Here is a 21,442-nt window from a genome sequence, read left to right as displayed (position 1 = left end):
CTCGCCAGTAGCTCCGGGGTTCCTTTGTGAGCCAGGGCACATTAGCGTGCAGTACATGCGCAGCACGATGATGCAGACACCCCTGCTGATCTCCCGAATTCTGCAGCACGGAGCCACGGTCCACGGCGATTCCGAGGTCGTCACCTGGACCGGGACCGATGCTGGTGCGAGACATACGTCATATGCCGAGGTCGGCCGCCAGGCGGCCCGGCTCGCCCACGCCCTCCACGACGACCTCGGCGTCACCGGCGACGAGCGCGTCGGCACGCTGATGTGGAACAACGCCGAGCACCTGATCGCCTACCTGGCCGTGCCGAGCATGGGCGCCGTGCTGCACACCCTCAACCTGCGGCTCTTCCCGGAGCAGCTGATCTACATCGCCAACCACGCCGAGGACCGGGTCGTCATCGTCGACTCGACCCTGATCCCGCTGCTCGCCGGCGTCCTGCCGCACCTGAGCACGATCCGCCACATCGTCGTCGTCGGCGACGGCGACGCATCGAAGCTGCAGAAGGACGGCGTCGACGTCCACCGCTGGGACGCCCTGCTAGCAGGCAGGTCGGACCTGTACGACTGGCCCGCCGTCGACGAGAACGACGCCGCCGCCCTGTGCTACACCAGCGGCACCACCGGCAACCCGAAGGGCGTGGCGTACTCCCACCGCTCGATCTACCTCCACTCGATGGAGGTGTGCATGGCGGAGAGCTTCGGCCTCGGTCCGCAGGTCCGGGATCTGTGCATCGTGCCGATGTTCCACGCGATGGCGTGGGGCCTGCCCTACGCGGCCCTCATGAGCGGCGCCTCGCTGATCATGCCGGACCGGTTCCTGCAGGCCGCGCCGCTCGCCCAGATGATCGCGGCGGAGAAGCCGACGTTCGCCGGCGCCGTGCCGACGATCTTCACCGACCTCCTCGCGTACCTGGACGCCAACCCGACCGACACGTCCTCGCTGAGGGAGGTCGTCATCGGCGGGTCCGCCTGCCCGCCGGCGCTGATGCACGCGTTCTCCGAGCGCCACGGCATCGAGGTCATCCACGCCTGGGGCATGACGGAGATGTCGCCGCTGGGCTCGGTCGCCCGCGAACCCGTCGGCGTCGAAGGGCCCGAGGCCTGGGCGTACCGGTACACGCAGGGCCGCATCCCGGCCGGCGTCGAGGGCCGGATCGTGGGCCCCGCCGGCGAGGTCATGCCCAGCGACGGCAAGGCCGTGGGGGAGTTGCAGGTCCGCGGCCCGTGGATCACCGCGCAGTACATCGGCGAGGACGGCCCCGACCCCGAGAAGTTCGAGGACGGCTGGCTGCGCACCGGCGACGTCGGCACGCTGTCGCCCAACGGGTACCTCACCCTCACCGACCGCGCCAAGGACGTGATCAAGTCCGGTGGCGAGTGGATCAGCTCCGTCGACCTGGAGAACGCCCTGATGGCGCACCCGGCCGTCCTCGAAGCGTGTGTCGTGGGCGTACCGGATGACAAATGGGGCGAACGGCCCCTCGCGACGATCGTGCTCAGGGAAGGTGCCAGCGCCGACGCCGCGCAGCTGCGGGAGTTCCTCGGCGACAAGGTGGCCAGGTGGCAGCTGCCGGAGCGCTGGTCGTTCATCGAGGCGGTGCCGAAGACCAGCGTCGGCAAGTTCGACAAGAAGCGCGTCCGCGCCGACTATGCGGGCGGGGGCCTCGAGGTGGTACAGATCAACGGGTGAACCGGACGGCGAAGATCGCGCTGCTCGTCTCGGGCGCGGTGCTCGCCTGCCTGATCGCCTCCTGTGGTGTGGTCCTGGCGCTGCGTGACTGGGTGCCGGGACTCACCGGGTGCGAAGACCCCGACAAGCCGACGAAGAACGGCGTCATCACCTCGAAGATCCGCATCGAGCAGATGTGGCCGCAGCTCGCGCCGATCCAGCAGGTGCACTGGCAGGAGCACGAGGCCAGGGCGCGGTCCTGCCCTGAGATCGGGCCGATGGACTACGTCATGGACGGTTTTGCGGTGATCACCGCGGAGCGGGTACAGGCGCTGCCGGCGACCACGGCGGCGCCGGCTCCGCGGGTGCCGGAGGACCTGGTCCCCTTCGCCCCCGCCGACCCGGCCTGGCTCAAGGTCGACGGGACCGATCTGCTGCTGGACAAGGCGTCGGCGACGGTCTACTTCACCCACACCACGGACTAAGCGGACTTCCTGGCCTTGGCCGGGGCGGCCTTCTTCGCGGGGGTCGCCTTCTTCGCCGCCGTGGTGGTCTTCTTCGCGGCGGCCCGCTTGATCGGCGTCGCCGCGCCCTCAGTGTCGCTGTCGTCGCTGTCGTCGCTGTCGTCGCGCTTCGCCGCCGTGGCCTTCTTCGCTGCCGCCTTCTTCGCGGCAGCGGGTGGCGCCGACTCGCCGCGGGCGGCCTTGGCCCGCTCCACCGACGCCCGCAGCGCCGCCATCAGGTCGACCGCCGCGGCCGGCGCCTCCTCGGTCTCCTCCGGCTGCACGACCTCCCGGCCCGCCACTTTCGCCTCGATGACCTCCTGCAGCGCCTCGCGGTAGTTGTCCGTGTACGTCGCCGGGTCGAAGTCCGCCGCCATCGACTCGATCAGCGAACCCGCCATCGCCAGCTCCGCCGGACGGGCCGACACGTCCTCGTCGAGGATGTCGAACTTCGCCGCCCGGATCTCGTCCGGCCACAGCATCGTGTTGAGGACCAGCACGTCCTCGCGGACCCGCAGCGTCGCGAGCTGCTCGCGCTGCCGCAGCGCCACCTTCACGATCGCGACCCGCTCCGTGTTCGTGAGCGCGTCGCGCAGCAGCGCGTAGGGCTTCGCGGCGGTCTTGTCGGGCTCCAGGTAGTACGCCTTGTTGTAGAGGATCGGGTCGACCTGCTCGGCCGGCACGAACTCCAGCACCTCGATCGCCCGGCTGGTGGTCAGCGGCAGGTCCGCGAAGTCGTCGTCGGTGAGGATCACCATCTCGCCGCCGCCGAGGTCGTAGCCCTTGGCGATGTCGTCGTAGCTGACCTCCTCGCCGTCGATCGAGCAGACCCGCTTGTACTTGATCCGTCCCCCGTCGTCGCGGTGCACCTGGTGGAAGCGGATGTCCTTCTCCTCCGTCGCCGAATACAGGCGGACGGCGATCGACACGAGCCCGAAGGAGACCGCGCCTTTCCAGATCGCGCGCATTGGGGATCCCTTTCCGCAGCGTGTTGACCTCCGACAACCAGAATCGCATCGTTTCGACCTCCACGCGAGGAAGTCGGCGGCGAACTATCGTGAGGGGATGGGGACCGGCCCGCCGGCACCGATGCTCGCCTCGACCGGCCCGTTACCGTCAGGGCCGGGCTGGGCGTATGAGTTCAAATGGGACGGGATCCGGGCAATTGCCGTCGTCACTGCCGGCGCGACCCGCTTCTACGCGCGCAGCGGGGTCGAGGTGACCGCCGCCTATCCGGAGCTCGCCCGCATCGGCGACCGCCTCGACGACACCGTCCTGGACGGCGAGGTCGTCACCATGGACGAGGCCGGGCGACCCTCGTTCCAGCTGCTCGCGGAGCGGATGCACGTGCGCGAGCCAGCCCGCGCCGCCCGCCTCGCCGTCGCGCTGCCGGTCTCCTACCTCGCCTTCGACGTGCTGCGCGCCGGCGGCAGGGATCTGCTGGCAACGCCGTACACCACCCGCCGCCGCCTGCTCGAAGGACTGTCGCTGGGCCCTCGGGCCGTCATCCCGCCGACGTTCGACGACGGTCCGGCGACCGTGACCGCCAGCCGCGACAACGCCCTCGAAGGCGTCGTGGCCAAACGGACCGGCTCGCACTACCAGCCCGGCCTCCGCTCGCCGGACTGGGTGAAGGTCAAACTGGAGGAGAGCTGCGAGTTCGTCGTCGGCGGCTGGCGGCCCGGCAAGCGCGCCCTCGGCGCCCTGCTGGTCGGCGTCCCCGTCCCCGGCGGGCTCACGTTCCGCGGCCGGGTCGGTGGCGGGATCTCCAACGCCGCCGAGCGTGCGCTCCTCGACGCGCTGCGTGACCTCTCGGTGCCGCAGTCGCCGTTCGCCGGCGCGGTGCCGCGCGAGGACGCCCGCGGCGCGGTCTGGGTCGAGCCCCGGATCGTCGTGGAGGTGAAGTTCAGCCACCGCACGCGCGACGGGCGGCTGCGCTTCCCCCGGTTCCTGCGCATGCGGCCGGACCTGACCCCCGCGGACGTCCATGATGCCTGACAAGATCCGTGTCGACGTCGAGGGCCGCCACCTCGACCTGACCAACCTGGACAAGGTGCTCTACCCGCAGGTCGGCTTCACCAAGGGTGAGGTCATCGACTACTACACCCGCATCTCGCCGGTCCTCCTGCCGCACCTCGACGGCCGGCCGCTGACCCGGGTCCGGTACCCGAACGGCGTCGACGGCAACAGCTTCTTCGAGAAGAACGCGCCGGCCGGTACCCCCGACTGGGTGCGCACGGTCCGGCTGCCGGTGCCCGGCTCCAGCCGTGGCCGCGAGACCATCGACTTCATCGTGGTCGAAGAACTCGCCACCCTGGTCTGGCTGGCGAACCTCGCCGCGCTGGAGCTGCACACCCCGCAGTGGCGGGTCTCCGCCGACGGTGCCGTGCTCGACCCGGACCTGCTCGTCATCGACCTCGACCCCGGCGCGCCCGCCGGCCTGCCCGAGTGCTTCGAGGTGGCCCTGCTGGTCCGCGACCGGCTCGCCGTGGACGGGCTGGAGTCGCTGCCGAAGACCTCCGGGCGCAAGGGCATGCAGCTGGTCGCGGAGCTGTCCGGGGACGAGACGGCCGACGAGATCAGCGCGTACGTCAAGGACGTCGCCGACGAACTGTCCCGCCTCCGGCCCGACCTGATCGTGTCGCGGATGGCCCGGCAGCTGCGGCCCGGCAAGGTCTTCATCGACTGGAGCCAGAACAACGCGTTCAAGACGACGGTGGCGCCCTATTCGCTGCGCGCGGGCGCGATGCCGACGGTGTCGGCGCCGCTGACGTGGGACGAGGTCGGCGAGGGCGTGTTGACCATCGCCGACCTCACTCCTTCGGCCGTGCTGTCCCGGGTGTTCGACGCTTAGCACTTGTCCGGGTGCTCAGCGCTTTCCGTGCGCCCAGCGCCTTTCGGGTGCTCGGCGCTTGTTCGGGTGCTCAGCGCTTGTTCGGGTGCTCAGCGCTTGTTCGGGTGCTCAGCGCCTTTTCGGGTGCTCAGCGTCGCAGTGCGTTGATCAGGCGGTCGATGTGCTCCTCGGTGGTGCCGAGGCCGAAGCTGGCCCGCACCGCCTGGGCCGGCGCCTGGGCTTCGGGGTCGAGCCTGGCGGTCGCCTCCCGCAGGAGCCGGCGGGTCAGCGGATGGGCGCAGAACAGCCCGGTCCGCACCCCGATCCCGTGGTCCCGGCCGAGCGCCGTGGCCAGCTCGCCGGGGTCCTCGCCGAGCAGCGCGAACGACACGATGCCGACCCGCTCCGCGTCAGGGCCGAAGAGGCGCAGCTCCTCGACGTGCGGCAGCTCGGCCAGGCCGGCCCGCAGCCTGTTGACGAGCGCCTGCTCTCTCGAATGATCGGCGTGGTCGAGCTCCCGGCACGCGGCGGCGACGGCGACCGCGCCGAGCAGGTTGGGGGTGCCCGCCTCGTGCCTCGCCGGTCCGGTCGCCCACTGCACGTCCAGGTCGCCGTCCACGCCGGCGCTGGCCCCGCCGCCGGCCAGGTACGGCGCCGCGGCGTCCAGCCAGTCCGCCCGGCCGGCGAGCACACCGGCGCCGAACGGTGCGTACACCTTGTGCCCGGAGAACGCGACATAGTCCGCACCCAGCGCGGTCAGGTCGACCGGGGCGTGCGGTGCCAGCTGCGCCGCGTCGACCGCGATGCGGGCGCCGAAGCGGTGCGCCACCTCGGCGAGGGCCGCCACCGGCCACACCTCACCCGTCACGTTGCTCGCCGCCGTCACGCTCACCAGGCCGCAGCGCTGCCGGCTGAGCGCCCGCTCGAGCGCTTCGACGGCCTCCCGCGGCGAGCGCGGCGCGTCCAGGTGCACCGTGCGCCGCCAGGGCAGCAGGTTGGCGTGGTGCTCCGCGTCGAACGTGAGCACCGTCGTGTCCTCGGGCAGCGCCCTGGCCAGCAGGTTGAGCGCGTCGGTGGTGTTGCGGGTGAACACGACGGTGTCGCCGTCGCGGCAGCCGAGGAAGTCCGCGACGGTCTCCCTGGCCTGCTCATACTCCCGGGTGCACCGCTCCGACAGCGCGCCGGCGCCGCGGTGGACGCTGCCGTAGAACGGCAGGAGCTCGGCGACCGCGTCGGCGACGACCCGCAGGCACGGTGCTGTCGCGGCGACGTCGAGGTTGGCGAAGTCGACACTGCGGCCGTCGCGCAGCTTCACGTCACCGGGGGACAGGATCTTGGACATGGCAGAATCCTCCGCTCGCGCTTGCCCGGGCACACCGCGTGCCGGACCGTGTCATCACCCGGGGCACCCCGCCGCGAACGCGAGGGTTGCCGGCCAGCAAGCCGGGGCTGTGCGCTGGCACTCATGACCTGCGCCCACCGTAGCGCGGATAAGGTTGCTCCATGACCGAACTCCCGCCGAGTGGGACGCCATCGGAGCCCGGCCGCCACGACCCTGATCCGCGCGACGCGGCGTGGTCGCCACCTGCGGCCCCGGCCCCGGTCCCGGCCCCGGCCCCGGCTCCTGCGGAGCGGTCACCGTGGGCGTCGCCGCTCGGAGACCAGGCCGCCCCCGCCGCATTCAGCAAGCCCGACTCGCAGGCCGCGGGCGAGCAGCAGGCCTGGAACACGGCCGGTGCGGATGTCGTGCCCAACGTGACCGAGGAGTCCGCGCCCGACACCGGCGAGCAGCGCTACCCGACCGCCGCGCTCGCCCTGGCCGCCGCGCCGCCCGCCAAGCGCTCAGACCGCCGCCGCCTCTGGACGCTCATCGGCGTCATGGGCGGCATCGCGGCCTGCGGCGTGGCGCTGCTGGCGTTCTTCGGGTTCAGCGGCGGCTGGACCGCCCTCGTCATCGGCGTCGCCGCCGCGGTCATCCCGGTGCCGGTGCTGGTCTCATGCTTCCTCTGGCTCGACCGGTACGAGCCTGAGCCCGTCAGATATCTGGTCTTCGTCTTCGGCTGGGGCGCCTGCGTGGCGACGGCCGTCGCGCTGGTGGTCAACACGGCCGGCGGGGTGCTCGCCGACCGGCTCGGCCTGTCGGAGTCGATCGTCGCGGTCCTGGTGGCGCCCGTCATCGAAGAGAGCATGAAGGCGCTCGGGCCGATCCTGCTCTTCTGGCGCCGGCCACGGGCGTTCTCCGGCCTGATCGACGGCATCGTCTACTGCGGACTGTCGGCGACCGGTTTCGCGATGGTCGAGAACATCCTGTACCTCGGATTCAAGGGCTACGCCGACACGGCCGAGGATGCCGGCCCGGTCAACGGCGCGGTCGCCCTGGTCGCCATCTTCGTGGTGCGCATCCTGATGACCGGCTTCGCGCACCCGCTGTTCACGTCGATGACCGGCATCGGGCTGGGCATCGCGTCCCGCAGTTCGACGAAGGCGGTCCGGTGGCTCGCCCCGATCGCCGGACTGCTGCTCGCCATGCTGCTGCACGGTTCGTGGAACCTCATGTCGGTCACGGCGTCCGCAAGCGCGTGGGTGCTGCTGTACGGGTACTTCGCCGTCATGATGCCGATCTTCCTGTGCATGGTCGGCTTCGCCCTGTGGCAGCGGTCCAACGAGGGCAAGCTCACCGAGCGGATGCTCACCGAGTACGCCCGGGCCGGCTGGTTCTCCCCGCCGGAGGTCGCCGCGCTGGGCACCCTCGGCCGGCGGCTGTCCGCCCGCCGGTGGGCGCGCCGGGTCGCCGGAGACCATGGCGCGAAGGCGATGAAGGCGTTCCAGTTCGACGCGACGAAGCTCGCCCTGCTCCGCGACGGCCTGCATCGTGGCCTCGACAACACGCCGGCCCGCCGGATGGAGGCGCTCGCCGAGGAGCGGCACCTGCTCAGCGCGCTCGCCGCGTACCGCCAGGTCTTCGTCGGCCGTGACCCGCAGGCGCCGCTCGCGGTGTGGGACGGCAGCCGCTACCACATCACCTTCCCCGACGGGATGGTCCGCGTCCTCGCCGCCCCGCCGACCCCGGTCGTGCCGGTGCCGGTCGTCGTGCCGCCGCCCCCGCCGCCGGTCCCGATGTACGCGGGCTACCCGTACCCCTACAGATAAAGACCCGTGGAGTCCGGCTCGACCCGGCGGGCGGCGACGGCGTGCACGTCCCGCTCGCGCAGCAGCACGTAGTCGCGGCCCTGCAACTCCACCTCGGAGCGGTCCTCCGGGTCGAACAGCACCCGGTCGCCCGCCACGATCGAACGCACGCTGGGCCCCACCCCGACGGCCGTCGCCCACGACAGGCGCCGCCCCACCGACGCCGTCGCCGGGATGACGATGCCGGACACGTGCCGGCGCTCACCCTCGGCGCCTTCGAGCCGCACGAGGACCCGGTCGTGCAGCAACCGGATCGGCAGGCCCCCGTCCACGTCGGACACGGCGGGCGGGGTGGTGGCCGCCGGGTAACCGGCGGCTGGCTGGGCTGTCACGGTTGCGACGCTACCGCCTGGGTACGTGCGGTCGCCGCGGGACCCGGACTACGGTGAAGTGTCCGCTCACGACATCAAGGGGGTTCCGTGGGCCGGTTCGATCAGGTGCGCGTCAACCTCCGGCGGGCGTACGAGCAGCGACTGGAGAAGGCCCGCCTCGACCGCGAGGCCGCCGCCGCCGAGGCCGAGGCCGCTCCAGAGGAGCCAGTGGTGGAGCCACCGACCCCCCTCGACCCCCGCCATCCCTCGACGATGAGCCGCGACGACGCCGAGATCCCGCGTGGCCTGCGTCTCACCGCCGCCTGGTCGTGGCGGCTGCTCGTCCTTGTCGCCGCCCTCGCCGTCCTGCTGTGGCTGGTCGGCCGGCTCAGGACCGTCCTCATCCCGCTGAGCATCGCGCTGCTGCTGTCGGCCCTGCTTGCGCCCATGATGGGCTTTCTGCGCCGCCGGGTGAAGCTGCCCCCGTCGCTGGCCGCGTTCCTGGTCCTCATCACGGGCCTCGCCGCCGTCGCGGGCGTGCTCACCCTCGTCATCACCGAGTTCGTCGACGGCTTCCCGGCCCTGGCCGACAAGGCCTCCGACGGCGTCAACCAGATCCAGGACTGGCTCACCACCGGCCCGCTGCACCTCAATGGCAGCCAGCTCGACGCCACCTTCGCCGCCGCGACGAACTGGCTCAACGACAACCGGGGCAGCCTCACCGACAGCGCCGTCTCCACCGCCACCGCCACCATCGAGTTCTTCGCGCTGCTCCTGCTGGTGCTCTTCGTCACGTTCTTCTTCATGCGCGACGGCCACCGGATCTGGCTGTTCCTCACCGGCGTCCTGCCGACCCCCGCCCGCGACCCGATCCGCCGCGCCGGCGAGGCCGCCTGGCACACCCTGGTCGCCTACGTCCGCGCGACCGTCCTCGTCGCCTTCATCGACGCCCTCGGCATCGGCCTGCTCCTGGTCATCATCGACGTGGACTTCTGGTTCCCCCTGGCCACCATGGTCTTCCTGGCCGCCTTCGTCCCCATCATCGGCGCCACCGTCTCCGGCGCCGTCGCCGTCCTGGTCGCCCTCGTCGACGAAGGCCCCATCAGCGCCCTGGTCGTCCTCATCGGCGTCATCGCCGTCCAGCAACTCGAAGGCCACGTCCTGCAGCCCTTGATCATGGGCCGCGCCGTCTCCGTCCACCCACTCGCCGTCATCGTGGCAATCTCAACGGGCGTGGTCCTGGCCGGCATCATCGGCGCCCTGGTGGCCGTGCCGTTGGTCGCGGTCCTGAACACCGGCATCCGCCACCTCGTCCAACACCGCCACGAACCCCCACCCGACTCCGTCATCATCTCCGCCGACTGACCCCCACCCGCACAACCGCCTCGCGCCGGACCGCGATCCCGGAGACGGGCGTGCGCCATCCGGGCCTTCAACCGCTCCACCCAGATTCGATCTTGCGATCCGTGATCGAAGTCACCCATTGGCCGTCTGCGCGACCAGCCGACGACTTCGATCAAGCCGCAAGATCTGCTCTCGGGGATGGGGCTGAATCGCAGAGGGCCAAATCTAGACATCGACAGGCAAGCGCAGGTATGCACTGCGATCCTGACCCGCTCCGGGGGCGCTCGAAGAGCGACCGACGACAGGCGCACCGCTGGCGGATGCTTCCACCCAATGTGGCCGGTCGCAGTGCCCGCGTCCAGGTGCGAGTCGGGCACGGTCCTGTGCCGAAGATTGCCGTTCCGACGCGTGGGCTTCCTGGTTCGGCCGTCGACTCTGACCATGGCCTCCTGATCGCGGAACTTCACGGCTCGGGTGCCATCGAAGCTCCGTGATCACGAGGTGGGTGCAGCCCAGGATCGGTGGGGTGGCGTTCGGGATCGAGGGATGGATCTGGGGCGATTGCCGCTGTCCGCCGGGCGGGCGCAGGAGCGTCGCCAGCCCGGCGGGCCAGCTGGAAGTCCCGGCCAGCCCGGCGGCCGGAAGCCGGCCAGCCCGGCGGGCCGGAAGGAGGTCCCGGCCAGGCCAGTGGGCCGGAAGGAGGTCCCGGCCAGGCCAGTGGGCCGGAAGGAGGTCCCGGCCAGGCCAGTGGGCCGGAAGGAGGTCCCGGCCAGGCCAGTGGGCCGGAAGGAGGTCCCGGCCAGGCCAGTGGGCCGGAAGGAGGTCCCGGCCAGGCCAGTGGGCCGGAAGGAGGTCCCGGCCAGGCCAGTGGGCCGGAAGGAGGTCCCGGCCAGGCCAGTGGGCCGGAAGGAGGTCCCGGCCAGGCCAGTGGGCCGGAAGGAGGTCCCGGCCAGGCCAGTGGGCCGGAACGAAGTCCCGGCCAGGCCAGTGGGCCGGAACGAAGTCCCGGCCAGGCCAGTGAGCCGGAACGAAGTCCCGGCCAGGCCAGTGAGCCGGAACGAAGTCCCGGCCAGGCCAGTGAGCCGGAACGAAGTCCCGGCCAGGCCAGCGGGCCGGAACGAAGACCTGGCCAGGCCAGCGGGCCGGAAGACCCGGCCAGGCCGGCGATCGACTGCCGGCCGTCGCCGTCGCGGCGCGCTGATCTGGCCGGTGCTGGGCAACGCCGGCTGGCCGGTGCGGATCCCAATCTTCGCCACCTCCACCGCGCCCGCGGCTGCTGCGGGCGATGCGGGCGATGCGGGCGCAGGAGGCAAGCACCACCGGGTGGACGGGGCAGGGTCGCGGGACCTACGAGGAGGCGAGGCGGCGCAAGGCGCCGCGGACCAGGTCGGGCTTGGTGGTGTACCAGAACGGGGGGAGTGAGGCGCGCAGATACGGGCCGTAGCCGCGGGCGGTCTCCAGGCGGGAGTCCAGCACCGCCACGACGCCCTTGTCGGAGCCGGCGCGGATCAGGCGGCCGACGCCCTGGGCGAGCCGGACCGCCGCGATCGGCACGCTGACCGCGGCGAAGCCCGAGCCGCCGGAGGAGTCGACGGCGGCGGAGCGGGCGGCGGCGAGGGGCTCGTCGGGGCGGGGGAAAGGGAGCCGGTCGATGATGACGAGCTGGCAGGCGTCGCCGGGCACGTCGACGCCCTGCCAGAGGGACATGACGCCGAGCAGGCAGCTGTTGCGGTCCTCGCGGAACTTGCGCACGAGGATCGGCAGGGACTCCTCGCCCTGCAGGAGGATCGTGATGCCGGGGGCGCGGGCCCGCAGGACCTCGGCGGCGCGCTCCGCGGCCTTGCGGGAGGAGAAGAGGCCCAGTGTGCGGCCGCCGAGGGCCTGGACGAGCTCGACCATCTCGTTGGCCGCGGGCTCGGACAGGCCGGAGGTCTGCGGCCGGGGCAGGTGCGCGGCGACGTAGAGGATGCCCTGCTTGGCGTAGTCGAAGGGGGAGCCGACGTCGAGCGAGCTCCACGCGAGGTCGGCCTCGTCGCGGTTGGCGGCGGCGCGCAGGACCGCCTCGCGGGCGGCCTCGGCCGGGGACGCCCCGGTGGCGAGGGCGGGCGACGGGATGGTGACCGGCAGGCCGAGGGAGCGGGCGACGGTGTCGAACTGGCCGCCGAGGGCCAGGGTCGCCGACGTGGCGACGACCGTGCGCTCGTGGAACAGGTGGGTGTTGAGGGTGCCGGCGACCGAGAGGGGGGCGACGACCACCGCGCGGCGGCCCCGGTCGTCGCGCTCGATCCAGGTGACGTCGTGCTCGGAGCCCGACAGGATGCGCTGGGCGATCTTCGTGAGGTCGCTGACCATCGTCTTGGCCTGCTGCTTGCGGACCGGGTCGGGGTCGTCGGCCTTCACGTCGCCGATGGCCTCGACGGCCTTGCGGCCGCCGCCGTCGAGCAGGGTGAGGGCCTCGCCGAGCGTGGTGGGCAGGCCGTCAGTGATGCGGCCGGCAGGGGCGTCGGCGAGCGCGACGGTGAGGGTGTCGCCGGCCTCCATGAGCCGGTCGGCGACGTCGTCGTCGACATAGGGGCGGCAGCGGCGGGCGGCGCGCTCCAGCAGCTCGGGGGTGAGCTCGGCCTGCGACGCGGAGCTGACCCGGTCGGCGAGCTCGTGCGCCTCGTCGACGACGAGGAGCTTGTGCGGCGGGATGATCATGCGGCCGCTGAGCATGTCGACGGCGAGGAGGCTGTGGTTGGTGACGACGATGTCGGCCTCGCGGGCCCGGGCGCGGGAGGCCTCGGCGAAGCACTCCGCGCCATAGGGGCAGCGGGCCGCGCCGACGCACTCGCGGGCGGGCATCGAGACGAGCTTCCAGGCCGAGTCGTCGACGCCCGGGTCGAGCTCGTCGCGGTCGCCGGTGTCGGTCTCCATCGCCCAGTCGCGGAGCCGCTCGATGTGCTTGCCGAGCCGTCCGGCCTCGCCGAGCCAGCGGGTCGGCTTGGCCTCGCCGACGTCGAAGAGCGCGTCCTCGGGCTCGTCGACGGACGTGCCCTCCAGGCGGGCCAGGCAGAGATAGTGGTGCCGGCCCTTGAGCACGGCGAAGGTCGGGCGCCGTTTCAGCAGCGGCTCGACCGCGTCGGCGAGCCTGGGCAGGTCATGGTCGACCAGCTGCGACTGCAGCGCCAGTGTGGCGGTGGACACCACGACGGGGCCGTCGATGAGCAGCGACGGCACGAGATAGGCCAGGGACTTGCCGGTGCCGGTGCCGGCCTGCACGAGCAGGTGCTCCTCCCGCTTCGCCGCGTCGGCGATCGCCTCGGCCATCTGTTGCTGGCCGGGGCGCTCCATGCCGCCGGGCACCGCGCCGACGGCGGCGGAGAGCAGTTTCGAAGTGGGAAGCGTGGCAGTCACCCGAAGAAGCTACCGCCTCGGTACGACAGAATCCCGCCACCAAGAGCACGATCAGTACTGTGGGCGCATGCCAAAAGTGGTCTACCGGAAGTTCGACGGATCGCTGCACTGGAACTACGAGACCAGACTGCTCGGCGAGGACGACCACGGCATCTGGGTCGGCGCCGACAGCGGCACGATCGTGCACCGGGGCCCGCTGCGCACCGGCCCGGTCGAGGCGCCGCACGTGCTGCTCTTCCCGCGGCAGGCGTGGTGGACGGCGTGTTTCAACGCCGCGCCGCACCGCACCGAGATCTACTGCGACATCACGACGGTGCCGCACTGGATCGAGGAGACCGAGGTCACGATGATCGACCTGGATCTCGACGTGCGGCGGCGCCGGACGGGCGCGATCGAGCTGCTCGACGAGGACGAGTTCGCCGCGCACCAGGTGAAGTATTCCTACCCGGCCGACGTCATCGCCGAGGCCCAGGCCAGCGCCGACTGGCTGTTCGGCGCGGTGACGCAGCGCACGGAGCCGTTCGGCCGCAAGTACCTCGACTGGCTAGAACTCGTCCAGTAGCCCGATCTTCACCGGGTTGAGCTGGTTGTAGACGCCGGTGACGAGCCCGGACGGGTCGATCGCCAGGCTGGCGACCGCGGTCTCGCCGGTGCCCGGCATCCGCACCACCAGGCCGAGGTCGCCGTTGACCAGGACGGTCCGCATCTCATACCCCTCGCGCAGCGCCCGCCGGAAGAGGCCGATCACGAAGCGGGCCACGGCCAGGGCGCCGACGACCGGCCGCCGGGCCGCGGAGCCGGCGCCGTTGCCGTCGCCGAGCGCGACGACGTCCGGGGCGAGGACCTTGAGCAGCGCGTCGAGGTCGCCGCCGGCCGCCGCCGCGGTGAAGGCGGCGAGCACCTCCTGCTGCCTGACCCGGTCGGTGGTGTGGCGGCGCTCACCGTCGGCGACCGCCCGCCGGGCGCGGGAGGCCAGCTGCCGGGCGTTCTCCGTGGTGGTACCGAGCGTCGCCGCCACCTCCGCGAACGGCACGGCGAAGACGTCGTGCAGCACGAAGGCGACCCGCTGCTCCGGGGTCAGCGCGTCCAGGACGAGCAGCAGCGCGGTGCTGACGCTGTCGCGGAACGACACCCGCTCGCCCGGGTCGACCTGCGCCGGGTCGGGGAGCCGCTCGACCAGCGGGGAGGGCAGCCACGGCCCGATGTACGCCTCGCGGCGGACCTTCGCGGCGCGCAGATGGTCCAGGCACAGCCGCCCCGTGACGGTGGTCAGCCACGCGCGCAGGTCGGCGATGCCGGAGGTGTCCGCCCCGGCGTAACGCAGCCATGCGTCCTGCACGACGTCCTCGGCGTCGGCGCTGCTGCCGAGCATCCGGTACGCCACGCCGAACAGATGCCCGCGGTGCGCGCTGAACCCGTCGTCCACACACTCATTCAAGCCCATCGGAGCAGGGTGTTTCCTGCCCGGGCGATATGTACGTTACATACCATTTGAGCATGAGCAATGGTCTGGCCACGGTCGCCAGCGGACTGGTGGGCCTCGCGGCGATGGGTGCACTGGCCGCGGCGCGGGCACGGCGGGGCCGGCCGTACCTCGCCGACGGCCTCCTCGTCGCGGTCGACGGCCCGGCGGATCCGGTCGCCACCGCCGTCCGCGCGGGCTTCGCGGGCGTCGAGGTCGCCGTGCGCCTCGACCACGACACCCGGCCGCCCGTGCTGCGACTCGACTGCGTGATGCCCGCCGGCGAGCCCGCGCCGACCTTCGAGGCCGCGGTACTGGAGCCCCTGGCCACCCTGGTCGACGAGAGCCCGCTCGGCCGGGTCCATCCACGCCGGGCCGAGCCGTTCCTGCTGCTCGTCCACGCCGACCCGGGCGTCGCCGCGCCGCGCCCTGGCCAGCCACCGCACCAGCGCAGCGTCAACGGCACGGCCGCGCTGCAGGCGGCGCGCCCGGAGTACGAGGCCCTCGACCTCCTGCTGCGCCCCCGGGCCGAGATGCTCACCACATTCCTCGGCGGCCGGGTCGTGCCGGGCGCGATCACCGTGGTGCTCACCGGGCCGTACTGGTCCCGCGCCGACCTGCTCGGCGCCTACGAGCGGTTCGCGTTCCTGGAGGGCCGCTTCGCCGACCTGGAGCCCGGCGGCCTGCCGGTCACCGTCGCGCCGCTGGTCACCGAGGCGCTCGGGGCCAGGCTGGGCTGGGACCCGCAGGAGGAGTGGCCCGAGTTCCCCGCCGAGGCCCGGCACATCCTGCGATCCCTGGTCGGCGCCGCGCACGCCGGCGGGCGGCGCATCCGGTTCGTCGACGTCCCCGAGGGCCCGCGGGCGGCGCGCACGGCGTTCTGGCAGGAACTGCGCGCCGCCGGGGTCGACCTGATCGCCAGCCACCACCGCGGCCCGCTCGCCCGGTTTCTCCGCAAACCGGCCAATCGGGTACGCAAGCACCGGGCGGAGGCGCGCAGATCGGCGGTACCAGATGAACAGCAGTTGAACGAGAGATGAACTACACATGGGGTGCGGACTGCGGTTCGGCCGAGCTCAGCAGCGGGATCTAGCATTCCCGCCGAGGACCAACCGGTTACTCGCGGATTTCGTTCACGTCTCGAGGTCAGGCTGTGCGTTTGAGGCTGCGTCCCAGCGACGATTCGTTCTACGAGTTCTTCACCCGCGCGGCGAAGAATCTGGTGATCGGCACCGAGTTGCTCTCGGAGCTGGCGCTGCCGGGCGTCGACGTGCAGACCGTCAGCGAGCGTCTGGTCGAGGTCGAGCACGACAGCGACGCCATCACGCACGAGCTCTACAAGAAGATCAACTCCAGCTTCATCACGCCGTTCGACCGGGAGGACATCTACCGGCTCGGCTCGCTGCTCGACGACGTGATGGACCACCTCGAGGCGGTCGGCAGCCTGCTGTACCTGTACGGCCTCACCAAGCTGCCGTCGCTGCCCCGCGAACTGCACGAGATCGTCAAGGTCCTCGACCAGCAGGCCAGGCTCACCGCCGACGCGATGCCGCGGCTGAAGACCATGAAGAACCTCGAGGAGTACTGGGTCGAGTGCAACCGCCTCGAGAACGAGGGCGACAACGCGTACCGCATGCTGCTCGTGCGGCTCTTCTCCGGTGAGTACGACGCGCTCACGGTGCTCAAGATGAAGGAGGTCGTCGACGAGCTCGAGGCCGCCTGCGACGCCTTCGAGCACGTGGCGAACACCGTCGAGACCATCGTCGTCAAGGAGTCCTGATCAGCGCGCAACTGGTCGCCGTGCTGGCCGTCATCCTCGTGGCGCTGGTGTTCGACTACACCAACGGGTTCCACGACGCCGCCAACGCGATCGCGACCTCCGTCTCCACGCGGGCCCTCAGCCCGCGCACCGGCCTGATCATGGCCGCGCTCGGCAACTTCGCCGGCGCCCACCTCGGCGGCGCGGTCGCCAAGACCGTCGGCAGCGGCATCATCCACCCGCCGGGCGGCATGAGCGGCCTCGGCATCGTGTTCGCCGGCGTCGTCGGCGCCATCGCGTGGAACCTCATCACCTGGTACTTCGGCATCCCGTCGTCCTCGTCGCACGCCCTGGTCGGCGGCCTGGTCGGCGCCTCCCTCGGCGCGATGCTCTTCGATGTCGAGGGCGCCACGGTGCTGTGGGCGGGCATCGTGGAGAAGGTCGTCATTCCGATGGTGGCCTCGCCGCTGGTCGGCTTCACGCTCGGCGGGATCATGATGATCGCCATCATGTGGATCTTCCGCCACGGCAACCCGCGCAAGCTCAACAAGGGCTTCCGCTACGCGCAGACCGTCTCCGCGGCCGCCATGTCGGTCGGTCACGGCATGCAGGACGCCGCGAAGACGATGGGCATCGTGGTGCTCGCGCTCTACGCCGGTGGGTACCAGGACAGCACCACCCACATCCCGTGGTGGGTCTTCTGGACCTCCTCGACGATGCTGGCCCTGGGCACCTACTCCGGCGGCTGGCGGATCATCCGCACGCTGGGCCGCAAGGTCATCGACCTCGACCCGCCGCAGGGCTTCGCCGCCGAGACCGTCGCCTCGGGTGTGCTGTTCACCACGTCGTGGCTCGGCGTGCCGATCTCGACGACCCACACGATCACCTCTGCGATCATGGGCGTCGGCGCGACCAAGCGGCTCTCCGCGGTCCGGTGGAACGTCGCAGGCAACATCCTGATCGCCTGGGTCCTCACCTTCCCGGCCGCGGGCGCCATCGCCGTGCTCGTCTACCTGGTCGCCCGCCCCATGTTCTAAGCGGTGCCGTACGTGTCCCTGTGCGCCAGCTGCATCTCGGCGCGCAGGCCGTTCTCGGTGAGCTCCACGGGATGCCGCGGGTCGATCCGGTTGGAGGTCGCGGGGTCGCCGTCGTCGTCGATCGGCAGCCCGGTCGCCTGGCGTTCGTGGTTGCCCACCGGATTGCCGAAGCCGTCGACGTCGCGCCCGCTCGCGCCGTTGTACGACTGCCGGTTGAGCGTCCCGTGCGTGTAGTCGTAGACGTGCGCCAGCTCGTGGAACAGCGTCACCACCGGCGGGCGGCCCTCCTGCACGCCGCCCCACGCCGGGTTGTAGAGCACCGCGGGCGGCGGGCCGGGCCTGGCGTGGCCGTTGTCGCCGGGCTCCGGCCGGATGACCAGCTGCGAGCCCGTCGCCTGCAGCGCGGCGAGCATCTGCCGTCCGTCGGGGGAGGCGCTCAGCAGGTCCAGGTCGGCCCGGACCCGCTCGACGTACTCCGCGTCGCCCTCGATCCACACGAAGCCGTCCAACCCCGCCGAGGACTGGACCGCGACCATCCGCTCGACCCCGGCGGCGGCGTCCTCGCCCTGGCCGTACAGCGTGTCGGCGCCCGCACCGCCGAGCACCGTGTCGGCGCCGGCGCCGGAGTACACGACGTCGTCGCCGGCGCCGCCGATCAGCACGTCGTCGCCGCGGCCACCGGACAGGACGTCGGCGCCGGTGCCGCCGTCGAGGGTGTCCGCGCCGGTGCCGCCCTCCAGGTAGTCCCCGCCGGCGCCGCCGATCAGGGTGTCGTCACCGGACAGCCCGTAGAGCACGTCGCCGCCCTCACCGCCGTCAAGGCGGTCGTCGCCCGCGCCGCCGTCGAGATGGTCGGCGGAGTCCCCGCCGAACAGCGTGTCGTCCCCGCCGTTGCCGGCCAGCCGGTCCTCGCCGTCGCCGCCGTCGACGGTGTCCGCGCCGCCACCGGCGCTGACCACGTCGTCGCCGTCCCCGCCGAACAGCAGGTCGTCGCCCGCGCCGCCGTCGATCCGCTCCATACCGGCGCTGCCCCAGAGCCGGTCGTCGCCGTCGCCGAGCGCCGCGGTCTCGGCCTCCGGCTTGCCGCCGCGCCACGGGCCCAGGCTCACCAGGTCGTCGCCGGCGCCGGCCCGTACGTGATCCACGCCGGCACCGGCCAGCAGCGTGTCGTCGCCGGCGCCGCCGTCGAGGGTGTCGTCGCCCGAGCCGCCGAGCACGGTGACCCCGCCCGCACCCTCCACGTGCACGGTGTCATTGCCCGCGCCGGCCCGGACCACCAGCCGGGCGCCCGCGGGCACCCGCACCGGCAGGCCGCCGACCAGCACGATCCGGCTGCCGTCCGGCTCGGTGCGCACCGTCACCACGTCGTCGCCACCGCCGGCGTTGACCACGACGCTGCCGGCCGTGATCACGCCCACGCCGGTCGCTGGCTCGGTGGCGGCCTGCCAGCCCTCCACGCGACCGGCCGCGACCTCGCGCCAGTGCGTGCCGATCACCGCCCACTGCGGCCGTGACGTGCGAAGCGCCGCGTCGTGCACGACCAGCGCCTGCACCACCTCGGCCCGGATGGCGGCCGCGTCGGCCACGGCCCGCCCGACCGCGCCGGCCTGGGCCTGGTCCGCCGGGCTGAACGTGACGCCGCCACCGCCGCGCCGGTGCGGCACGAGCGCGGCGATGCGGCTCCAGGCGTCGTCGAGCAGGTCCTGCCCCCGCCGCAGCAGCGCCGCCATCGCCTCGTACCGGGCGGCGGTCGCCGGGCAGAGCTGCGTGAGGGCATCCAGGTCGCGGCCGAGCTTGCCGCGGTGCCACTGGTAGCTGTCGGCGGCGTCACCGGTCCACGCCGCGCCGGTCACGGGCCGGGCCGCCGCGTCCAGCAGCGCGAGCGCGGCGGCGGCGTCCCGACCGGTCGCCCGCCACACCCCGGCCGCGGCGTCGAGCAGATCGGGCCGCGCGCCGAGCCGCCACAGGTCATCGACGGCGACCGCCTCGAGCGTCGCCCCGGTCGTGGTCATGCGGTCGCTCCTGGGGAGGCGGCGACCGCGTTGAGCGTTGCGCCGGTGGTGGTTGCCGTCGCTCCTCGGGAGGCGGCGACCGCCTCGAGCGTCGCGCCGGTGGGGGTCATGCCGTGGCTCCGCGGGACCCGCCCATGCGCATGCCGGCCGTGCGGTCGGCGTCCTGATACGCGAACGCGGTGCGCCACAGCCGCTCGGCGTCGCCCTCCAGGACCGCGACCAGCGCCGTGACCGCCGCCTGGGCGTCGTGCAGCACCAGCTCGCAGGTGCCGTGGATCGCGGCGGCGCCGCCGAGGGTGCCGAACGCCGACACGGGCACCGGCAGGTGCCGGTAGCCGGTGCGGAAGTGGTCGCCGAGGCGCTCGGCCGCGGCCAGCCCGGCATCCGCCAGATCGCTCAACGCCGCGGGATCGGCCCGGATCTCACTCGCCATATCGCGCAGGGTAGTCAAGCCGGAACGATCAGGTGGTCCCGTCAGGCCGAGTAGTCAAGACCGACCTTTACCCGTACAACATCCAGAACGGTCAAAATGTCCAGCGTTTCGGCGAGGGGGACCAGCGGGCTCTCCGTGAGGCCCTCGCGCAGGCACCGGTGCACCTCCGCGGCCTCGAACTGGTAGCCGGCACCCTCGAACGGCAGGTCCACCACCTCGGCCTCGTCGCCGTGCCAGACGGTGAAGCCCGACGGGTGGAAGAAGTCGCGGGGCACCTCGATCCGTCCGGCCGTGCCCGTGATCGTCGCCCGGCGCGCGCTGTCGCCGATCAGCGAGCACGTCAGCGCCGCGACCGCGCCGGAGTCGTAGCCGAGCAGGATGCCGGTGTTCTCGTCGATGCCGCCGGGGCTCATGCGCGCCCACGCCTGGACGCTGGACGGCGCGCCGAGGAACAGGTGCGCGAACGTCACCGGGTAGATGCCGACGTCATACAGCGCGCCGCCGCCGAGGGCCCGGTCCCACAGCCGGTGCGTGTCGTCGCGGGGGACCTGCATGCCGAAGTCCGCGTGCACGGCGGTCGGCTGGCCGATCGCGCCGCTGCCGACGAGGTCGACCATCCGGCGGACCGCCGGGATGCAGCGCGTCCACATCGCCTCCATGAGGAACACGCCGCTGCTGCGGGCGGTCTCCACCAGGACCTCCGAGGACGCCACGTCGAGCGTGAACGGCTTCTCCGTCAGCGTGGCCTTGCCCGCGGCCAGGGACAGCATCGTCGCGTCGAAGTGCGCCGTGTGCGGCGTCGCCACATAGATCGCGTCGACCTCGGGGTCGTCGACCAGCGCCTGCCAGGAGCCGTGCGCCCGCGGGATGCCGTGCTTCGCCGCGAACCGCTCGGCGCTCTGTGCGGTGCGGGAGCCGACGGCCGCGACCGTGGCGTCCGGCAGCAGCCGCAGGTCTTGCACGAAGGTGCTCGCGATGCTGCCGGTGGACAGGATGCCCCAGCGAATGCGGTCGGCCATGCGTTCAATCTAGTGCTCCGGTGGGTACCGGGCGATCGTGGGATCTGATGAACAACACCGCAGGCCGGACGGGGTGTCCGAGGCCACTGTCGAGGCCCTGGGCAAGCTGAGCGAGGCGCTGGAGACCGTGGAGCGGGCCCGCGGGCACCTCTATGAGCTGCACCAGCTGATCGGCCACGCCGACCTGATGCTCGACGAGGTGGTCGACCTGTTCCGCGCCGCCGGTCACGCGAAGCTCGCCGAGCGGATCGCGACCGAACTGGTCGGCCGCAACGTGATCGCCGGCCGCTGGACGTTCCAGATCGTCGAGGACTTCGACGACGGCTACTACGCCCTGTTCAAGGAGCTCGACCGGACCGCCCGCGACGAGCTGATCCAGGGCCGCCGGCACGTGTACGAGGCCGAGATGAAGGAGCGCCGCCGCACCCACGGCCGCCCCGGGCACGAACCCGCGCCTGACTAGGCT

Annotated in this window: 19 protein-coding genes and 1 riboswitch; of the genes, 11 read left to right on the top strand and 8 right to left on the bottom strand. The window is 72.2% G+C overall.

Features of this window, described 5'->3' with window-relative positions; genetic code table 11:
• Positions 1 to 55: 55 nt before the first annotated feature.
• Together OHA72_RS04505 and OHA72_RS04500 are read left to right on the top strand one after the other, a co-directional pair.
• A complete protein-coding gene (locus OHA72_RS04505) occupies positions 56 to 1,699 on the top strand; it encodes a fatty acid--CoA ligase (protein ID WP_327006585.1) in 1,644 nt (547 codons plus the stop codon).
• A complete protein-coding gene (locus OHA72_RS04500; RefSeq protein ID WP_327006584.1) occupies positions 1,696 to 2,163 on the top strand; it encodes a hypothetical protein in 468 nt (155 codons plus the stop codon). Before OHA72_RS04505 ends, OHA72_RS04500 begins: the two co-directional genes overlap by 4 nt.
• Here the strand turns inward: OHA72_RS04500 and ku are convergent.
• Positions 2,160 to 3,149: a non-homologous end joining protein Ku gene (gene ku / locus OHA72_RS04495; protein WP_327006583.1), complete on the bottom strand. Its 990-nt coding sequence runs from the start codon at positions 3,147 to 3,149 to the stop codon at positions 2,160 to 2,162. The genes OHA72_RS04500 and ku overlap by 4 nt on opposite strands.
• Positions 3,150 to 3,246: 97 nt before the next feature.
• Here ku and ligD (OHA72_RS04490) point away from each other — a divergent pair, with 97 nt between their 5' ends.
• Both ligD (OHA72_RS04490) and ligD (OHA72_RS04485) read left to right on the top strand, forming a co-directional pair.
• A complete protein-coding gene (gene ligD / locus OHA72_RS04490; protein WP_327006582.1) occupies positions 3,247 to 4,179 on the top strand; it encodes a non-homologous end-joining DNA ligase in 933 nt (310 codons plus the stop codon).
• Complete coding sequence (ligD, locus tag OHA72_RS04485) at positions 4,172 to 5,035, top strand: non-homologous end-joining DNA ligase (protein WP_327006581.1); 864 nt, start codon at positions 4,172 to 4,174, stop codon at positions 5,033 to 5,035. Before ligD (OHA72_RS04490) ends, ligD (OHA72_RS04485) begins: the two co-directional genes overlap by 8 nt.
• Before the next feature lie 127 nt (positions 5,036 to 5,162).
• Here ligD (OHA72_RS04485) and OHA72_RS04480 read toward each other — a convergent pair whose 3' ends face one another.
• Positions 5,163 to 6,356 (bottom strand): aminotransferase class V-fold PLP-dependent enzyme, encoded by a 1,194-nt coding sequence (locus OHA72_RS04480; RefSeq protein WP_327006580.1) that lies wholly within the window; start codon positions 6,354 to 6,356, stop codon positions 5,163 to 5,165.
• A gap of 12 nt (positions 6,357 to 6,368) precedes the next feature.
• Positions 6,369 to 6,485: riboswitch (SAM riboswitch) on the bottom strand.
• 32 nt (positions 6,486 to 6,517) lie between these two features.
• Between OHA72_RS04480 and OHA72_RS04475 the strand changes: the two genes are divergently transcribed.
• On the top strand, positions 6,518 to 8,164 hold the full coding sequence (locus OHA72_RS04475; protein WP_327006579.1) for a PrsW family intramembrane metalloprotease: 1,647 nt from the start codon (positions 6,518 to 6,520) through the stop codon (positions 8,162 to 8,164).
• Here OHA72_RS04475 and OHA72_RS04470 read toward each other — a convergent pair.
• Positions 8,155 to 8,484, bottom strand: a complete 330-nt coding sequence (locus tag OHA72_RS04470; protein WP_327011459.1) for a GroES family chaperonin — start codon at positions 8,482 to 8,484, stop codon at positions 8,155 to 8,157. The two genes, OHA72_RS04475 and OHA72_RS04470, sit on opposite strands and share 10 nt — an antisense overlap.
• 138 nt (positions 8,485 to 8,622) lie before the next feature.
• Between OHA72_RS04470 and OHA72_RS04465 the strand changes: the two genes are divergently transcribed.
• Complete coding sequence (locus OHA72_RS04465) at positions 8,623 to 9,879, top strand: AI-2E family transporter (RefSeq protein WP_327006578.1); 1,257 nt, start codon at positions 8,623 to 8,625, stop codon at positions 9,877 to 9,879.
• A gap of 1,326 nt (positions 9,880 to 11,205) precedes the next feature.
• On the opposite strand, the gene OHA72_RS04460 is transcribed toward OHA72_RS04465, so the two are convergent.
• The gene (locus OHA72_RS04460) at positions 11,206 to 13,191 is read right to left on the bottom strand and encodes an ATP-dependent DNA helicase (RefSeq protein WP_327011458.1); all 1,986 of its coding nucleotides are present in this window, start codon (positions 13,189 to 13,191) and stop codon (positions 11,206 to 11,208) included.
• A gap of 130 nt (positions 13,192 to 13,321) precedes the next feature.
• Here OHA72_RS04460 and OHA72_RS04455 point away from each other — a divergent pair, with 130 nt between their 5' ends.
• Positions 13,322 to 13,816, top strand: a complete 495-nt coding sequence (locus tag OHA72_RS04455; RefSeq protein ID WP_327006577.1) for a DUF402 domain-containing protein — start codon at positions 13,322 to 13,324, stop codon at positions 13,814 to 13,816.
• Here the strand turns inward: OHA72_RS04455 and sigJ are convergent.
• Positions 13,799 to 14,698 carry an RNA polymerase sigma factor SigJ gene (sigJ, locus tag OHA72_RS04450; protein ID WP_327006576.1) on the bottom strand — a complete coding sequence of 300 codons (900 nt, stop codon included), beginning with the start codon at positions 14,696 to 14,698 and terminating at the stop codon, positions 13,799 to 13,801. The genes OHA72_RS04455 and sigJ overlap by 18 nt on opposite strands.
• A 53-nt stretch (positions 14,699 to 14,751) precedes the next feature.
• On the opposite strand from sigJ, the gene OHA72_RS04445 reads away from it, so the two are divergent.
• From OHA72_RS04445 to OHA72_RS04435, 3 genes are all read left to right on the top strand, one after another.
• Positions 14,752 to 15,756, top strand: a complete 1,005-nt coding sequence (locus OHA72_RS04445; RefSeq protein ID WP_327006575.1) for a PI-PLC domain-containing protein — start codon at positions 14,752 to 14,754, stop codon at positions 15,754 to 15,756.
• A gap of 113 nt (positions 15,757 to 15,869) precedes the next feature.
• Positions 15,870 to 16,496: a DUF47 domain-containing protein gene (locus OHA72_RS04440; RefSeq protein ID WP_327006574.1), complete on the top strand. Its 627-nt coding sequence runs from the start codon at positions 15,870 to 15,872 to the stop codon at positions 16,494 to 16,496.
• Positions 16,496 to 17,512, top strand: a complete 1,017-nt coding sequence (locus tag OHA72_RS04435; protein ID WP_327011457.1) for an inorganic phosphate transporter — start codon at positions 16,496 to 16,498, stop codon at positions 17,510 to 17,512. Before OHA72_RS04440 ends, OHA72_RS04435 begins: the two co-directional genes overlap by 1 nt.
• Here the strand turns inward: OHA72_RS04435 and OHA72_RS04430 are convergent.
• The 3 genes from OHA72_RS04430 to OHA72_RS04420 form a co-directional block, all read right to left on the bottom strand.
• Positions 17,509 to 19,524 carry a M91 family zinc metallopeptidase gene (locus OHA72_RS04430; protein WP_327006573.1) on the bottom strand — a complete coding sequence of 672 codons (2,016 nt, stop codon included), beginning with the start codon at positions 19,522 to 19,524 and terminating at the stop codon, positions 17,509 to 17,511. The genes OHA72_RS04435 and OHA72_RS04430 overlap by 4 nt on opposite strands.
• A 106-nt stretch (positions 19,525 to 19,630) precedes the next feature.
• A complete protein-coding gene (locus OHA72_RS04425) occupies positions 19,631 to 19,957 on the bottom strand; it encodes a hypothetical protein (RefSeq protein WP_327006572.1) in 327 nt (108 codons plus the stop codon).
• A 41-nt stretch (positions 19,958 to 19,998) separates the two neighbouring features.
• Positions 19,999 to 20,976 (bottom strand): Gfo/Idh/MocA family protein, encoded by a 978-nt coding sequence (locus OHA72_RS04420; RefSeq protein ID WP_327006571.1) that lies wholly within the window; start codon positions 20,974 to 20,976, stop codon positions 19,999 to 20,001.
• A 73-nt stretch (positions 20,977 to 21,049) separates the two neighbouring features.
• On the opposite strand from OHA72_RS04420, the gene OHA72_RS04415 reads away from it, so the two are divergent.
• Positions 21,050 to 21,439, top strand: coding sequence for a hypothetical protein (locus OHA72_RS04415; protein ID WP_327006570.1), 390 nt, complete (start codon positions 21,050 to 21,052; stop codon positions 21,437 to 21,439).
• Positions 21,440 to 21,442 lie beyond the last annotated feature (3 nt).

Source organism: Dactylosporangium sp. NBC_01737 (assembly GCF_035963215.1).
Lineage (GTDB): Bacteria > Actinomycetota > Actinomycetes > Mycobacteriales > Micromonosporaceae > Dactylosporangium.
Note: the sequence above shows the minus strand (reverse complement) of the source record. Positions and strands in the feature narration are given on the sequence as shown.

What these genes read in the sequence shown, in the direction of transcription:
- OHA72_RS04505 (WP_327006585.1), top strand. Translation starts at nt 56, where the DNA reads ATGCGCAGCACGATGATGCAGACACCCCTGCTGATCTCCCGAATTCTG.
- ku (WP_327006583.1), bottom strand. Translation starts at nt 3,149, where the DNA reads ATGCGCGCGATCTGGAAAGGCGCGGTCTCCTTCGGGCTCGTGTCGATC.
- ligD (WP_327006582.1), top strand. Translation starts at nt 3,247, where the DNA reads ATGGGGACCGGCCCGCCGGCACCGATGCTCGCCTCGACCGGCCCGTTA.
- ligD (WP_327006581.1), top strand. Translation starts at nt 4,172, where the DNA reads ATGCCTGACAAGATCCGTGTCGACGTCGAGGGCCGCCACCTCGACCTG.
- OHA72_RS04480 (WP_327006580.1), bottom strand. Translation starts at nt 6,356, where the DNA reads ATGTCCAAGATCCTGTCCCCCGGTGACGTGAAGCTGCGCGACGGCCGC.
- OHA72_RS04475 (WP_327006579.1), top strand. Translation starts at nt 6,518, where the DNA reads ATGACCGAACTCCCGCCGAGTGGGACGCCATCGGAGCCCGGCCGCCAC.
- OHA72_RS04460 (WP_327011458.1), bottom strand. Translation starts at nt 13,191, where the DNA reads ATGGAGCGCCCCGGCCAGCAACAGATGGCCGAGGCGATCGCCGACGCG.
- OHA72_RS04455 (WP_327006577.1), top strand. Translation starts at nt 13,322, where the DNA reads ATGCCAAAAGTGGTCTACCGGAAGTTCGACGGATCGCTGCACTGGAAC.
- sigJ (WP_327006576.1), bottom strand. Translation starts at nt 14,698, where the DNA reads ATGGGCTTGAATGAGTGTGTGGACGACGGGTTCAGCGCGCACCGCGGG.
- OHA72_RS04445 (WP_327006575.1), top strand. Translation starts at nt 14,752, where the DNA reads ATGAGCAATGGTCTGGCCACGGTCGCCAGCGGACTGGTGGGCCTCGCG.
- OHA72_RS04430 (WP_327006573.1), bottom strand. Translation starts at nt 19,524, where the DNA reads ATGACCACGACCGGGGCGACGCTCGAGGCGGTCGCCGTCGATGACCTG.
- OHA72_RS04425 (WP_327006572.1), bottom strand. Translation starts at nt 19,957, where the DNA reads ATGGCGAGTGAGATCCGGGCCGATCCCGCGGCGTTGAGCGATCTGGCG.
- OHA72_RS04420 (WP_327006571.1), bottom strand. Translation starts at nt 20,976, where the DNA reads ATGGCCGACCGCATTCGCTGGGGCATCCTGTCCACCGGCAGCATCGCG.